The 14,740-nt window shown below is 56.3% G+C and carries 16 protein-coding genes; 10 read left to right on the top strand and 6 right to left on the bottom strand.

Annotation, left to right across the window (positions count from 1 at the left end):
- Positions 1-15 precede the first annotated feature (15 nt).
- A complete protein-coding gene (locus DC3_RS10675) occupies positions 16-603 on the bottom strand; it encodes an RNA polymerase sigma factor (protein WP_146884349.1) in 588 nt (195 codons plus the stop codon).
- A gap of 328 nt (positions 604-931) precedes the next feature.
- Here DC3_RS10675 and DC3_RS10670 point away from each other — a divergent pair, with 328 nt between their 5' ends.
- On the top strand, positions 932-1,252 hold the full coding sequence (locus DC3_RS10670) for an FUN14 domain-containing protein (RefSeq protein ID WP_146884348.1): 321 nt from the start codon (positions 932-934) through the stop codon (positions 1,250-1,252).
- Between the two features lie 180 nt (positions 1,253-1,432).
- On the opposite strand, the gene DC3_RS10665 is transcribed toward DC3_RS10670, so the two are convergent.
- Positions 1,433-1,930 (bottom strand): FKBP-type peptidyl-prolyl cis-trans isomerase, encoded by a 498-nt coding sequence (locus DC3_RS10665; RefSeq protein ID WP_146884347.1) that lies wholly within the window; start codon positions 1,928-1,930, stop codon positions 1,433-1,435.
- 215 nt (positions 1,931-2,145) lie between these two features.
- Between DC3_RS10665 and DC3_RS10660 the strand changes: the two genes are divergently transcribed.
- From DC3_RS10660 to DC3_RS10625, 8 genes are all read left to right on the top strand, one after another.
- Positions 2,146-2,451, top strand: a complete 306-nt coding sequence (locus tag DC3_RS10660; protein ID WP_246130627.1) for a PadR family transcriptional regulator — start codon at positions 2,146-2,148, stop codon at positions 2,449-2,451.
- A 2-nt stretch (positions 2,452-2,453) separates the two neighbouring features.
- Positions 2,454-3,476 (top strand): hypothetical protein, encoded by a 1,023-nt coding sequence (locus DC3_RS10655; RefSeq protein ID WP_146884346.1) that lies wholly within the window; start codon positions 2,454-2,456, stop codon positions 3,474-3,476.
- A 74-nt stretch (positions 3,477-3,550) separates the two neighbouring features.
- Positions 3,551-3,787, top strand: a complete 237-nt coding sequence (locus DC3_RS10650) for a hypothetical protein (RefSeq protein ID WP_146884345.1) — start codon at positions 3,551-3,553, stop codon at positions 3,785-3,787.
- Between the two features lie 187 nt (positions 3,788-3,974).
- Entirely contained in the window at positions 3,975-5,366 is a 1,392-nt protein-coding gene (gene lpdA / locus DC3_RS10645; protein WP_146884344.1) for a dihydrolipoyl dehydrogenase, read from the top strand.
- Positions 5,367-5,713: 347 nt separating this feature from the next.
- A complete protein-coding gene (locus DC3_RS10640) occupies positions 5,714-7,612 on the top strand; it encodes a bifunctional 2',3'-cyclic-nucleotide 2'-phosphodiesterase/3'-nucleotidase (RefSeq protein WP_222594740.1) in 1,899 nt (632 codons plus the stop codon).
- A 64-nt stretch (positions 7,613-7,676) separates the two neighbouring features.
- Positions 7,677-8,555: a hypothetical protein gene (locus DC3_RS10635; protein ID WP_146884342.1), complete on the top strand. Its 879-nt coding sequence runs from the start codon at positions 7,677-7,679 to the stop codon at positions 8,553-8,555.
- A 208-nt stretch (positions 8,556-8,763) separates the two neighbouring features.
- The gene (locus DC3_RS10630) at positions 8,764-9,927 is read left to right on the top strand and encodes an NAD(P)-dependent oxidoreductase (protein WP_146884341.1); all 1,164 of its coding nucleotides are present in this window, start codon (positions 8,764-8,766) and stop codon (positions 9,925-9,927) included.
- A gap of 20 nt (positions 9,928-9,947) precedes the next feature.
- Positions 9,948-10,598 (top strand): HD domain-containing protein, encoded by a 651-nt coding sequence (locus DC3_RS10625; protein WP_146884340.1) that lies wholly within the window; start codon positions 9,948-9,950, stop codon positions 10,596-10,598.
- A gap of 6 nt (positions 10,599-10,604) precedes the next feature.
- Here the strand turns inward: DC3_RS10625 and DC3_RS10620 are convergent, their stop codons facing one another.
- The gene (locus DC3_RS10620; protein WP_146884339.1) at positions 10,605-11,651 is read right to left on the bottom strand and encodes a permease prefix domain 1-containing protein; all 1,047 of its coding nucleotides are present in this window, start codon (positions 11,649-11,651) and stop codon (positions 10,605-10,607) included.
- The gene (locus DC3_RS10615) at positions 11,648-11,974 is read right to left on the bottom strand and encodes a PadR family transcriptional regulator (protein ID WP_146884434.1); all 327 of its coding nucleotides are present in this window, start codon (positions 11,972-11,974) and stop codon (positions 11,648-11,650) included. Before DC3_RS10615 ends, DC3_RS10620 begins: the two co-directional genes overlap by 4 nt.
- 69 nt (positions 11,975-12,043) lie before the next feature.
- Here DC3_RS10615 and cutA point away from each other — a divergent pair, with 69 nt between their 5' ends.
- On the top strand, positions 12,044-12,367 hold the full coding sequence (gene cutA / locus DC3_RS10610; RefSeq protein WP_146884338.1) for a divalent-cation tolerance protein CutA: 324 nt from the start codon (positions 12,044-12,046) through the stop codon (positions 12,365-12,367).
- A gap of 1 nt (position 12,368) precedes the next feature.
- Here the strand turns inward: cutA and DC3_RS10605 are convergent, their stop codons facing one another.
- Both DC3_RS10605 and DC3_RS10600 read right to left on the bottom strand, forming a co-directional pair.
- A complete protein-coding gene (locus DC3_RS10605; RefSeq protein WP_146884337.1) occupies positions 12,369-13,475 on the bottom strand; it encodes a PQQ-dependent sugar dehydrogenase in 1,107 nt (368 codons plus the stop codon).
- Positions 13,476-13,554: 79 nt separating this feature from the next.
- Positions 13,555-14,580 (bottom strand): aspartate-semialdehyde dehydrogenase, encoded by a 1,026-nt coding sequence (locus DC3_RS10600; RefSeq protein WP_146884336.1) that lies wholly within the window; start codon positions 14,578-14,580, stop codon positions 13,555-13,557.
- Positions 14,581-14,740 lie beyond the last annotated feature (160 nt).

Below are 14,740 nucleotides of genomic sequence, written 5' to 3'. Positions count from 1 at the left end.
CTATTCCTTGTCTTCCTACTCCACCAGTCCTTTGAGAGCCTGCGCCAGCATCTCCTTCGCACGGAACACCCGGCTCTTGGCTGTGCCCACGGCAACACCCTGGATTGTAGCGATTTCTTCATAACTCATTTCTTCCACAAAACGCAGCACCACGGCCTCCCGGTAATCTTCCGGCAACGTGAGCAGGGCTTCTTGCACCCGTTCTGCATTCTGGGCACTCTCGGCCTGCACCACCGGGCTCAGCAGGTGGGAGGTGACCTCGAAACCCACTTCCTCTGCAGCCTCCTCCATGGAGAACTGCGGGTGAGACTTGCGGCGGTGCTTCTCGATCTGGGTGTTGCGGGCAATCTGGTAAAGCCAGGGCAGGAAGGGTTCGCCATCCTTGAAGGTCCCAATGCCTTTCCAGGCCCGGAAGAACACCTCCTGGGTCAGGTCGAGCGCGTCCTCATAGTTCCCCTCTAAGCGGAACAGGTAGGTCAGCATCCGGTCCTGATAGTTTTCGATCAGTTGATGCCAGGCACGCTCATCTCCTTTCTTCAGGAGTTGCAGTTCAGCAGGATGACTCGGGTTGTACTCTGACGACACTTGCGACACATGATTCATACGCGACCTCTGAGGGAATGGTTCCGCCACGGCGGTCAATGTCAATAAAAGCCAGTTTTGTCTGTTCAGGACTGTCTGACTGCCCCTGTTGCGGTGCTCTCTGGGAGGGGCTTTGCTGTGGGCCCTGCGAAAGGGCCCGGACCATCACTCTGTATTCTACTGCCCAATGTGCCCATCTCCCTGAGGTCATGCCACAGATCTGTTGTTGAACACAGAGCTCCTGTCTGTATCCTGTCCAGATTTGTTCTGGCACATCGCAACATTGGTGACAGACAGCAGCAGATCCTGTCCTCATGCAGCCACAAAAAAGCAGAGTACACTTGGCGTTATGGATCTGGATTTCCTCACGCCTTACATCGGGCAGCTCTCTTTCGGTGGTGTGCTGGGTTTTGCTGCAGGGTATTTTGTCAAAAAGGTCGGCAAGATGGCGCTTTTTCTGGTGGGTGGAGTCTTCATCTTGCTCCAGGTGCTGTCTGCCTACGGTTACATCCAGATTGACTGGCTCACCATCCAGAAACAGGCCGATCCCCTTTTCAAAGAAGAGAACGTCCGAACCGTCTCCGAAAACTTCATGAAAATGATCACGGCCAATTTGCCTTTCACTGCAGCTTTTGTGGCCGGGTTTGCGCTGGGGTTCAAAGCAGGTTGAGGGAGCGAATTCACCAGGACTTCTGCCAGGTCAGGACGCGCCAGCGAAAGGTGCAGTAAAACGCAGTGCCCCAGAAAAATCCGGTCGGCACTGCGTTAAAGTCAACAAAATACGTTTCAGGTCAAGACAGTGGTTCGTGCTGACAGCCATAAAGAAGGACTGGCCATGCCAGTCCTTCTTTCATTTGAATTCTTCTTCGTCGTGGGCTTCGGTGCCGTCTGCCCCGTGGGGGTGTCCGTGCTCGATTTCTTCTTCGGTGGCTTCGCGGATGTTCAGGACCTTCACATCGAAGTGCAGGGTCTGGCCAGCGAGGGGGTGGTTGAAGTCGGCGATGATCACGTCGTCGCGCACTTCCACCACGGTGAAGGGGGTGATGCCGCCATCGGCGTTTTCGGCGTAGTAGGTTGCGCCCACTTCCACGTCCCCTTCAAAGTTTTCTTTGCTGAATTCCTGAAGGGCATCTTCGTTCCATTCGCCGTATGCGTCGGCGGGTTCAACGGTTACGCTGAGGCTGTCTCCGATGCTTTTGCCTTCGAGTTCTTTTTCGAGGCCAGGGATCAGGTTGCCTGCGCCGTGCAGGTACAGCAGGGGATCACCGGGTTCGGATTTGTCAATCACTTCGCCTTCAATGGTGAGAACGTAATCCAGCTCTACAACTTTGTTTGCTTCAATGCTCATGTGGTTTCTCCTTGCTGCCTGAGGATCGTTTGTGGATGGGGCCTGCTTCGCATGCTCACGGGTGAAAAGTTTCCCGAAAGGGTGCTTTAAAGATACGTTATATAGAATAGCAAGCTTTTTCCGAAACGTAGAGGGATGAAAGTTACGCTTTCCTCTTGACAGACCTCCTATATCCGATCATGATATATCTAAATCGGATATAGGAGGTTTTGCCTGTGCTGGGTGCCCAGTTCCACATTCTGTTTTCACTGCTGGATGGCGAGAAACATGGTTACGCCATCATGAAAGCCGTGCAGGAAGACACCAGAGGCCGCCTGAAACTCGGCCCTGCCACCCTCTACACCAACCTCAAGAAGATGCTCGCTCAGGGCCTGATTGCAGAGACCGAGAAAGAGGAACAGAGCGAACGACGGAGGTACTACCAGCTCAGTGATCAGGGAAGAACCCTGGTCGAAGACGAACTTCAGCAGCTCGAAGCCACCCTGAACCTCGCCCGACAGAGACGGATCACCGGAGCCTGACCATGAAATGGCTGAAAACATTGACGTATTTATTCCCTGCATCATTCCGACAGCGTTATGCCAGAGACCTGCTCAGAGACACAGCAGAAATGCACCAGGAGATCCAGCGGGAAGCAGGACCTTTTAAGGCCAGCCTGTATCTGGCGCGGGCCAGCGCTGATCTTGTGCAGGCAGCCCTGCATGAACACTGGGAGGAAACCATGTTGCAACTGCAGCATCCCAGACGCCTGATTCCTCTGGGTGCAGCCCTGGCTTTGACGGTGCTTGGCATGATTTCCTATGGGCAACTCAATTACCAGAACCACTACCCCAACCCGCCTGTCCTCAGCTGGATGGACCCGCAGATCCAGACCCGTGAAGTCACCCATGACCCCAGGTATCTGGCTCTTTCCGACAGCATCCAGCGCATGTACCAGCCTTCTCAGCTCAGAATCTGGGAAGTTCAGGTCAAAAGGGGTGCCTTTGGAGGAACCAAAAGAATTTTGTTTGCTCAGGCTGTTTCCGCCCAGTTGAATCCTCCAGAACGCTTGCCCACGGTCTTCAAAACCACCAAGGAAGAGACCCAGCGGGGGCTGGAGACAGCGATCAATGAATTTCGGCAGGTGGGAACTTTCAAGGAGAAAATTGCACCTGTCTTGCAATCGCTGCGCCAGCATGACTTTGATGCCAGGTTCTTCTGTGTGGCTTCCGAGCCGCGCAGTGTGTCCATGCGTTACCAGACAGAGCCTCAACACAATGGACAGCGGTACATTTATCGCACGGCTTCTGTGGAGGTCAGTGACCGCGACTTTGATGGGGGTTCTGATCTGGAAGATCCAGAAAATGCCACCCTGTACTGGCCTCCAACCACCACCGTTGTTGCGGCAGATCAGCACTGGATGCCTTCCGTTGGAGGTGGGTCTGCCTCTGCAGAGGGCATGGAGCACATTCTGGGACAGGGACCGGGAATTCCAACCTGCAGTCTGGGCATTCAGAAATGGCCCGCCAGGATCAAAACCGATGGGAACTTTGTTCTGACCTACTGAACACACCTGCTGCACCCTGCTCCCCTCCGCCAGATGCTTGATGTCTTTTTAAGGTTCTTTCTCTAACCTAAAGCATGCCCATTGACCAGCACGGTGCTCTTCAGGAACAACCTTTCAGTTACAAAGCCCATTCAGACGGCAAACTTTTTGTTTATTATCACGGCAAACATGTGCGGACCTATGCAGGCAAGGAAGCAGAGAAACTCGGCAAACAACTTGCCGCCGCCACCCCTGAAGAGGAGCAGCTCCTGCTGGCCCGCATCACCGGGAACTTCAAAAGGGGCAATGAGCGGAAGAAATCTAGGTCTTGAGCGTATGCGAGGAGAGCTTTTCACTTTTTAGATCTGAATTTCAGATGTAAACTGGTTAGCGGTATGTCTTGGCCCTGAATCCCATCAGGCCCGAAACCCACCGCTGACATTTTTATTGCTTGCTGTGCTGCGTCTCTGCAGCCGTCTCAACAACCCTGCGAACACAGGGTGAGTGAAGGAGAAGGATATGGATTACGACGTATTGGTGATCGGTGCAGGTCCCGGCGGGTACCACGCTGCGATTCGTGCTGCACAACTCGGTCTGAAAACCGCCGTGGCAGAGATGGGTGCGGTGGGTGGCGTGTGCCTGAACGTGGGATGCATTCCCACCAAAGCCCTGTTGCACGCAGGTGAACAGATGGCCGAGAGCAAGCACGCCAGGGAGTTTGGCCTCACCTTCAATGAGACGAAACTCGATGTGAGTAAACTCAACTCCTGGAAAGAGGGCATCGTCAAGCGCCTGACCGGTGGGGTGAGCAGCCTGCTCAAGGGCAACAAGGTCACTGTGGTCACCGGTGAAGCCAAGTTCATCGATGCCAACACCGTGCAGGTTGGAGACCAGAAGGTCACAGCAAAGAACATCATCATCGCCACGGGCTCTGAGCCTGCCACCCTGCCCACCTTCCCGATTGACCAGAAAGACATTGTGGACTCCACGGGTGCTCTGGTGGTGCCTGATCCCATCCCTGGCCGTGTGCTGTGCATTGGTGGGGGCGTGATTGGTTTCGAGTTCGCCCACGTGTACAACAACCTGGGCTCCAAAGTGAAGGTCATTGAGTTTGCCCCCCAGGTGATCCCTGGTGCAGATGCCGATGCGACAAAGGAATTCGTAAAGGCCATCAAGAAGCAGGGCATCGAGATCGAAGTCCGCACCAAGGCCAACAGCTTTGAGAAGAAAGAAGACGGCCTCCACGTGGAAATCGAGAGCGTGGAAACCGGAGCCAAACGCACCGAGGTCTTTGACCGCGTGCTGGTGGCCGTGGGCCGCCGTCCCCGTTCCAGAGGCATGAATCTGGAGAACGTGGGCGTCAAGATCAGTGACCGTGGCTTCATTGAGGTCAACGACAAACTGCAGACCTCTGTGCCCCACATCTATGCCATCGGTGATGTGGCCGGAAACCCCATGCTGGCCCACAAGGCCATGAAAGAGGGTCTGGTGGCCGCCGAAGTGATCGCGGGCAAGAAGAGCGCCATGGACGTTGTGGCCATTCCCGGTGTGGTCTACACCAGCCCTGAATTTGCCTGGGTGGGCCTCACCGAGCAGGAAGCCAAGGACAAGGGCTACAAGGTCAAGACCGGGGTGTTCCCCTTTGCTGCCAGTGGCCGTGCCATGACCCTGCAAAGCACCGATGGTTTCGTGAAGATGGTCTCTGACGCAGAAACCGACCTGCTGCTCGGGGTGCACATTGTGGGCCCTCACGCCTCTGACATGCTTGGTGAAGCATCGCTGGGTCTGGAGATGGCTGCCACCGTGTCTGACATTGCGCTGACCATCCACGCCCACCCCACGCTGGGTGAGGCCGTGCTTGAGGCTGCAGAGCACGTGCACCGTCAGGCCATCCACATCTCCAACAGGTAAGGTTTCTGGTGTTGTTCTCCTCTGGAGGGTCCAGGGGAGAACTTTTTTTTGGGAGATCAAAGCTTACAGTTCACCCTGGATTGGGGGGAAAAAAATCCTCCAGAAGTGCTGGATGGTGTTTCAGGGCATCACCAGAGGCTTTGCGAATGTCCTGAAGTGAACCGAAAATCCCGTGCTTTGAAACCCTTCATTTTTCAGGAAAATCGAACAAAAGTTTTACGTATGACTAAAGTCTGGCACGCAACAAAGGGGGCTTTATTGACAGACCCCTGACATGGTACGTTTATAGTCGCGTGTGCTGAACTAAGTTAAGAGTGACCTAGATAAGGTGCACCGAAAGGATGACCATGAAACACCTGAAACTCCTCAGCGCCATGCTGATCATGACCGGCGTGGCCCACGCTGCGACCGTCGACCTCCGCATCATGGAGACCACCGACATTCACGTGAACGTCCTGAACTACGACTACTACCAGGACAAGAGCACCGATGAGTATGGTCTGTCCAAAACCGCCAGCCTGATCACCCAGGCCAGAGCAGAGGTCAAAAACAGCCTGCTGTTCGACAACGGAGACCTGATTCAGGGCAACCCCCTCGGCGACTATGTGGCCCGCGTGGACCCCCTGCAGGAAGGTGAAACCCACCCCGTATACAAGGCCATGAACCTGCTGGACTACGACCTCGGGAACATCGGCAACCACGAATTCAACTATGGCCTCGACTTCCTGAAGCTGTCCCTGAAAGGGGCAAACTTCCCCTACGTCAACGCCAACGTCTATGATGCCAACACCGGCAAGAACTACTTCAAGCCCTACCGCATCATCACCAAGATTGTGCGTGACGAGAACAACAACGCCCATGTGGTGCGCGTCGGCGTGATTGGTTTTGTGCCCCCACAAATCATGATCTGGGACAAGACCAACCTGGAAGGCAAGGTCACCACCCAGGACATCATCGAGACCGCCAGAAAGTTCGTTCCCGAGATGAAAGCCAAGGGTGCGGACATCATCGTGGCGATCCCCCACTCTGGCCTTGGTGATCCCGATCCCAAAGCCATGGACGAGAACGTCACTTCCGGCCTGACCAAGGTTCCTGGCATTGATGTGGTGCTCTTCGGTCACTCCCACACCGAGTTCCCCAGTGCCACCTTCGCCACCTACCCCGGTGCAGATGTCACCAAAGGCACCCTGAACGGCGTCGCTGCAGTGATGCCCGGATTCTGGGGCAACAACCTCGGCGTGGTGGACCTGAAACTCGAAAAACAGGAAGACGGCAGCTGGACCATTGTCGACAAGAAGGGCACCCTGCGCCCCATCTTTGACAAGGTCAACAAGAAAGCCACTGTGGACAACGATCCCCGCATTGTGGAAGCTGTCGCTGACGACCACCAGCACACCCTGGATTACGTGCGTGGCAAGGTTGCTGACCTTGAAGCCCCCATCAACAGCTACTTCGCTGTGGTGCAGGATGATCCCAGCGTGCAGATCGTGTCCCAGGCCCAGATGTGGTACGCCAAACGTGCCCTGCAGGGCACCGAGTACGACAAGTACCCTGTGCTGTCTGCTGCTGCCCCCTTCAAAGCAGGTGGTCGTGCTGGAGTCAGCTACTACACCGACATTCCTGCGGGCACCCTCGCCATCAAGAACATCTCCGATCTGTACATCTACCCCAACACCATCAAGGGCGTGCTGGTCACCGGAGCCGAAGTGCAGGAATGGCTGGAGCGCAGCGCCGGTCAGTTCAAGCAAATTGATCCCAAAGGCCCTGCCAACCAGGAACTTGTCGACACCAGCTTCCCCACCTACAACTTCGACGTGATCGACGGTGTGACCTACGAAATTGACGTGACCCAGCCCAGCCGTTACAACAGCAAGGGTGAAGTGGTGAACGCTGGTGCCCACCGCATCAAGAACCTGATGTTTGAAGGCAAGCCCATCGACCCCAACCAGAAATTCGTTGTGGTCACCAACAACTACCGCGCAGGTGGCGGTGGCAGCTTCCCCGGTCTGAAGGGACAGAACATTGTGCTGGACTCTCCCGATGAGAACCGCGAAGCCATCATCCAGTACATGGTGGCCCAGGGCAAGATCAATCCCACTGCAGACAACAACTGGAAACTGACCCCCATTCCTGGACAGAGCGTGCTGTTCTTCTCCAGCCCCAACGCTGAGAAGTTCCTGCCCTCCAACGCCAAGAAGATCGGCACCACTCCCGACGGCTTTGCCCAGTACCAGCTCAGCTGGTAAGCTTCTGAGCACGTTTCCCCTCCAGACAACACTGGAGGGGCTTTTCATGCCAGAATGTTGTCTTGTGAAACGCCTCCTCTGCATCCTGCTGATGACCACAAGTGGGTCCCTGGCCCAGCTTCTGATGCCTGAGTCCAACAGCCTGATTCACAGTTCGGTGCTGTCTCCTTTTGGGCAGTTGCCTCTCTCTGAAGGCTGCAGACTGGGATTGAATTTCAGCATTGCCAATGAGCAGTCTTTCAACAAGGGAGACTGGGGAGACATGGGCATTGATGCAGAAGTCTGGAAGCTGGAACCCACCTTCCGGACCTCAACGTCTGTGGGTGAGTTTGGGGTCTCTGTGCCGCTCACCTACGTGTGGGGTGGGGTGCTGGATGCCCCTCTGGACGTCTACCACCAGATCATTCGCATGAACCGCATTGTCAACCCTGAGCGTGGGCGTGCCCTCTCGTTCTACCGCCTGAGCAGTGGAGAAGAGCGGGTGTACGATCAGCCTGCTTTTGGGCTGGGGGATGCGACCCTGAGCTGGGCTTATCCCCTGGATGATTTCTTTGTGAAAGCCACCCTGGGCGTCCCTCTTGGGCGCAAGGAGCAGTTCATTGGGGCAGGCGCATGGAAGAGCAGCGTTCAGGTGGGCTACGGTACAGCCGGAGCAGGATTGATGGGGCAGGTGGGATGGGTGTGGAATGCCCGTGCCACCGAGGTTTCCCCTCTGGAATTGCAACCCCAGTATGGTCTGAAGGCCTGGTCGAATCTGCCCTGGAACCTGCCCGTGCGAATTGAGACCGAGGTGCGAACCAGCCCATTCAGAAATGGGGGCACTTTTGCGGACCCCACGTGGTCTCTGCGTTTTGTGTTTGCAGATGTGGGTTTTCAGGAAGACCTGACCCCTGCACTGCCTGATGTGACCCTCTCCACAACGCAGGAGTGGTCCTGTCCCTGAAGCCTCTGGAGAGGTGAAGACGACATAGGAATAACCCTTAGGTTCGCCTAGGGGTTATTCCGTTTTTATCTGTACAGGAATCTCCGAACATGGATGAACAGCAGCTGAAAGAGCTGGCTGTTTTTTCTGTCCTGTCACAGAAATTTCCCGACTCCCTCGACAAGCAGACGTCAAGCCCCACTCCCGCATGTAAACAAGGAGAGTCCCCATGCTGACCCCCTCAGACAGACGCCAGATCGAACCCGAGAAAGCCCGCCAGTTCTTCAGCAAGGTGCTTGAACCCACGCCCGATGCAGGTGTGGGTTTCATTGTGGTTGGGCATGTCCTCAGGAGCATGCCCCCCTTCCTGAAAGCCCTGGAAAAACTGGGGGAGATTCTGGCGGTGATTCCCAAGCCGCGCAGCATCAGCGACCAGCACCTGCCGCAGATCCAGAGCCAGTACCCACTGTACTTTCTGGACCGGGCGTTCACCTCGGACAGCGATCAGGTGATCCAGTTCATTCAGCGTCTGCGGCCCACAGGACGCTTCATGATCATTGACATCGGGGGATATTTTCATCAGGTGGTGCACGACCTGAAGCATCACTTCGGGGACCGCTTCATTGGGGTGGTGGAGGACACCGAAAACGGCCACCAGAAATACGAGTCGGTGGTGCCCCTGACCGTTCCCTGCGTGTCGGTGGCCCGCAGTCTGGCCAAGCGCACCGAGGACTGGAACGTCGGGAAATCCATCGTGTTCTCTGCGGAGGCCCTGCTCAGACAAGAAGGCCTGCTGTTTGCCGATCAGGTGATCACGGTGTTCGGGTTTGGCAAAATCGGACAGAGCATTGCCCACAACCTGCGGGCCAGAGGGTACGACGTGTACGTGTGGGACATCGACCCGAATCAGCGGATTTATGCCCAGTGCATCAATTACCGGGTGCGTCCCAGAGCAGACCTGCTGGCCGCCTCGGACATTTTTTTCTGTGCCACAGGAAACCAGGCCCTCACTGTGCAGGATACCCCACACTTCAAGCCCCATGTGTATGCCTTCTCTGTGACTTCTGCAGACGATGAACTCGATCCCGGGCTCTTTGTGCGCTGCGACAGCATCCTGCGGGATGGGGAATTCAGCCGGGCCAGATTTGGGGACCGCACCCTGCACCTCGGCAACCACGGGAATGCTGTCAACTTCATTCACGGGGCAGAGGTGGGACCCTACATCTATCTGGTGCAGGCCGCGATCCTGTCGGGCGTGCAGACCTTGCTGCAAGGGGAGAGGGCCACCGGTTTTGTGGGTCATCTGGACCGGGAAACCGAGATGCGCAATGCAGAACTGTTTGAAGCCTATTTTGGCAGTGCCCAGCCTGCCCGCACCAGAGAGGTCCTGTGATGTCCCGTATACTGCAAAACATGTCCGTACAGCCCGCCCTGAATTTGCATGCATGGGAAGAGCGATTCAAAAGCCACCTGCTGGCGCACGCCAGCTTTGATGCAGGCCATGATCTGGAGCACATCCAGCGTGTGGTGCTCAGTGCCAGACGCATTGCCCTGCAGGAAAACGCTGAGCTCAATGTGGTCCTGCCTGCCGCATGGTTGCATGACTGCGTGATCGTCCCCAAGGATTCCCCCCTCAGGAAGCAGGCCTCCAGACTTGCTGCAGATGCTGCAAAGGTGTTCCTCGAATCAGGTGGCTATCCAGAGCAGCATCTGGATGCCATTCACCACGCCATTCTGACCCACAGCTTTTCAGCAGGCATCCCGCCCGAAACCCTGGAAGCAAAAATCGTGCAGGACGCGGATCGCCTGGATGCCCTCGGGTCCATTGGGATCGCCCGTTGCCTGATGCTCGGGGGCAGCATGGGACGTGCCCTGTACCACCCACAGGACCCTTTTGGTGAAAGTCGAATGCACGATGACCTGACCTACACCATCGACCACTTCTTTGTGAAACTCTTCAAACTCCCGTCCCAGATGCACACTCAGGCTGCCAGAGAGGAAGCCGAGAAGCGGGTGGGGGTGATGCGCCAGTTTCTGGAACAACTCGGGCGCGAGGTGGGGTGAACAGCATCACTTGACCTGCACGGTCTGCCGGGCCTGAACTTTGAGCTGTTTTTGCTGGGTGGGGATGATGGTGAATGGCTTGCTGGCACCAGAAGTGTATTTCCCAGAAAACACCATCAGTCCCAGGGTGTTGTTCTGCACATCTGCCCGTCTGGGGAGCATCCGGTAGGTGCCAGAGGGGACCTTCAGGGTGTAATTGCCCTGGGCGTCCACTTTTGTGGCGTCGGTGTAGACCTCATGGCCCTCCCGGTAAACGGCAGCAGCAACAATCTGGTTTGCCAGGGCAGGATTGTGGCCTTTCAGGGTGCTGTCTGCGGTCAGAAGTGGGGTGGATTTTGCCAGGGCAGCATCTTTCTTGTAGAGGCCATATTCGAACCATCCACGCGCAGCTTCCTGATACCAGCTTTTGAAGTTGCTCTGCTGTTCTCCTTCCCACAGGCGGTAAGTCCGGGTGGCTTTGATCGGGGCACTCAGGGTCAACTTCACCTGCTCAAGCTGGACATTCAGGGTCTCCCAGCCTGTCACCGAGATGTTCAGGTTGGCCCGCAGGGCAGCATCCAGCAGATTGTTCAGAACCAGATGGTTGTCCTGGTGGTTGAACTCCGTGAGGGGCAAAGACACCTGCTGTCCAGCAGGAAGGACCAGATTCAGGGCACTCTGGCTCTGTTCCACCTTCACCTGCTGTTCGGTCAGTTGCTGTTTCAGATCATCCAGGGCTGCATACAGATAGGTCCAGCCAAAGGCATGGGTGGCAATGGTGGTGGTGGCGGCAGCAGAACTGAGCACAACCAGGCTGCCTGTTGCCATCAGGCCAGCAAACCAGCGCGTCACTCTGGGAACGGTGTACACCTGATGCATGCCTTGCTGAATGCTGTGGGCTGCACCGAACTGGGCCAGGGTCTTCTGGAGGGCTTCCTGCTCGGTCAGGCCAAAACTTCTGAGGTGCCCGACCCGTTCCAGGATGTCCGCCTCCAGTTCCTGCCACAGGTCCTGTTTCTGGTGTGCAGGCAGCCCTCTGGTGGCCTGCTGCAGATAACGCTGCAATTCTCTCATCCGATGCCCCCCAGGTTGTTGACGGCCCGGGAGAAGGTTTTCCATTCCTCGCGTTTCTGGACCAGCTCTTTTTTGCCGCTTTCGGTGATGCAGTAGTACTTTCTGGGTGCCCCTCCAGTGCTGGAAGGCCGCATTTCGGTGCTCAGGAAGCCCTGTTCCACCAGACGGTGCAGGGCAGGGTAGAGGCTGCCTTCTTTGAAATCAAAGTACCCCTCGGTGCGCAACTGGGCTTCCTGAATGATGCGCAGGCCGTAGGTGGGTTCAGGTTCAATGATCGACAGCAGGATCATGTCCAGATGCCCCTTGAGCATGTGTTGGCTCATCATTGCCTCCTTTATAGTTTGACTATATAGAAAAACTAGGGATACTGTCAATGCTTTTATACTGATGGCATGGCGAACCCTGCATTTCAGATGGTTCTGGTGACGGCTCCCGATCTGGAGGGTGCCCGCACCCTCGCCCACACCCTCTTGCAAGAGAAACACTGTGCCTGCGTCAACCTCATCCCCCAGATCCTGAGCCTGTACCACTGGCAGGGAGAGATCCATCAGGACAGTGAAATTCTGATGCTGATCAAAACCACCACAGAAAAATACGCTGCCCTGGAGCAGCGCATTCTTGAACTCCACCCTTACGACACCCCGGAAGTCATTGCTCTGGACATCAAAGAGGGTCAGGAAAAGTACCTCCGCTGGATTGCGGAGAGCACCCGGTAGATCAATCGGTCAGTTTGTAGAGGGTGCCGCTGTAATCGGTGATGTAGACCTCACCTGCCTCATCCTCACCGAAACTGCTGATCTGCATTCCGGTGTCCAGCAGCAGCTTGTTGCTGGCCTTGCTGCCATTCAGGGTCAGGCCCCACAGCTTCCCGGTGCCAAAGTCGCCAAACAGGTAGGTGCCTTTCAGGTCAGCGATGGCCTTGCCCCGGTACACCACCCCACCCGTGATGGACACCCCTTCAGAACGGGGGTACTCATGGACAGGCTTGACCAGATTCCCCCGGTCACAATTGTCCGAGGGGTTGTAGCAGCGGGTGCCTTCCATCAGCCTCCAGCCGTAATTTTCGCCCCCTTTGGAACTGGCTTTCTGGACATTCACCTCTTCCAGGGCATTCTGACCCACATCTGCGATCCACAGGTCCCCGGTCTGGCGGTCAAAGCTGTATCTCCAGGGGTTCCTCAGGCCATAGGCCCAGATTTCATCCTTGCCGTCCTTGCCCACAAAGGGATTGTCCTTTGGAATCTTGTAGGGCAGGGCACTCACATCCAGACGCAGCATTTTCCCCAGCAAGGAGTTCAGGTTCTGGCCGTGGTTCTGAGGATCTCCTCCAGAGCCTCCATCTCCCAGACCGATGTACAGGTAACCATCCTTGCCGAAAGCCAGGTGCCCACCGTTGTGGTTGGCGTAAGGCTGATCCACGCTGATGACTTTCTGGGCGCTTTTGGCATCTGCGACATCAGGGTTCTTGCTGACCTTGTAGCGCACCACCTGGGTGTTCCCATTGCGATCCGTGTAATTGACAAAAAAGAAGCCTGATTTTTCATAATCGGGAGCAAAAGCCAGCCCCAGCAGCCCCTGCTCTCCGCCTGCACGGGTCAGGGAACGGATGTCCAGGAAGGGCTCTGAAACCAGCTTGCCATTCTTGACAATGCGAATCAGGCCCACCTGCTGCACCACAAACAGGCGGTTGCTGCCGTCCATGGCGCTGGTGATGCCCAGCGGATTGTTGAGGCCATCAATGACCTTCTGAAGTTTGAGGTTGCTTGCTGCAAAACTGCAGGATGCCAGCAAAACCATTCCCAGCACGAGTGAGTTCCTGCCCATCAAAAAACACCTCCGCTTCCCAAGGTAAGGGAAAGGGAGGTGAGGTTTAAAAGCGAAAGCTACAAATGGGTGTGTTGTCTTACCCGGCAGCCACTTCACCAGAAGGCAGGGCACCCTTGGCTTGCAGGTACTCGGCAATCTGCACGGCGTTCAGGGCAGCACCTTTCAGCAACTGGTCCCCGGACACGAACAGTTCCAGACCGCCATCAAACACCAGACTGGCGCGGATGCGGCCCACTTCCACGTCATACTTGCCGCTGGCATTCAGGGGCATGGGGTAGACCTTGTTGCCGGGGTCATCCACCAGTTGCACACCAGGGGCTTTGCTGAGGATCTCGCGGGCTTCTTCGGGGGTGGCGGGCTTTTCGAGTTCCAGGGTGATGGCCTCGCTGTGGGCACGCAGGGTGGGGATGCGCACAGCGGTGCAGGACACCTTGAAAGAGTCATCGCCGAAGATCTTGTGGGTTTCCCAGACCACTTTCATCTCTTCTTTGGTGTAACCGTTGTCCTGGAAGGAGTCGATGTGAGGAATCAGGTTGAAGGGGATGGGGTGCGCGAACACCTGGTTGCCCACAGTCTCGCCATCAAAGTAACGGCGGGTTTCGTGCAGCAGTTCGTCCATGCCCTTGGCTCCGGCCCCACTGGTGGCCTGGTAGGTGGAGACGATCATGCGCTTGACCTTGAACCTCTGGTGCAGGGGGTACACGGCAACAGCAGCAATGGCGGTGGTGCAGTTGGGGTTGGCGATGATGCCCTTGTGCTTCAGTGCAGCGTCTCCATTGATTTCAGGAACGACAAGCGGCACATCTGCGTCATAGCGGAAAGCGCTGGAGTTGTCGATCACCACAGCACCTCCCTCCACCCAGACGGGTGCGTAGGTCTTGGAGATGCTGCCCCCGGCAGAAGCCAGAATCACGTCTGCAGCGATGGGACCCTCGGGCATCACCTCGACGGTGATTTCTTTGCCTTTGAAGGTGAGTTTGCTGCCTGCACTGCGGGGAGAGGCATACAGCCGCAGTTCGCTGAACTGCAGTGGGCTGTTTTCGAGCACCCTGAGGAATTCATGTCCAACTGCTCCTGTGGCTCCAACAATGGCTAAACGCATAAAACCTCCCGGGCCGCACCTGTGTTTCACCGGTCTCTTCAAATCGAAAACCTGCCTTGGAGGGCAGGTTTCAAGCGGCAACGTTTTGGAACGTTACCGCCTAGAGAATAATGGTGGTGGCGCAGGCCGAATACATCCATCTCACTCTAGCAAGCCTGGT

Source organism: Deinococcus cellulosilyticus NBRC 106333 = KACC 11606 (genome assembly GCF_007990775.1).
Lineage (GTDB): Bacteria > Deinococcota > Deinococci > Deinococcales > Deinococcaceae > Deinococcus_C > Deinococcus_C cellulosilyticus.
This window is presented reverse-complemented; position numbering and strand designations above follow the sequence as displayed.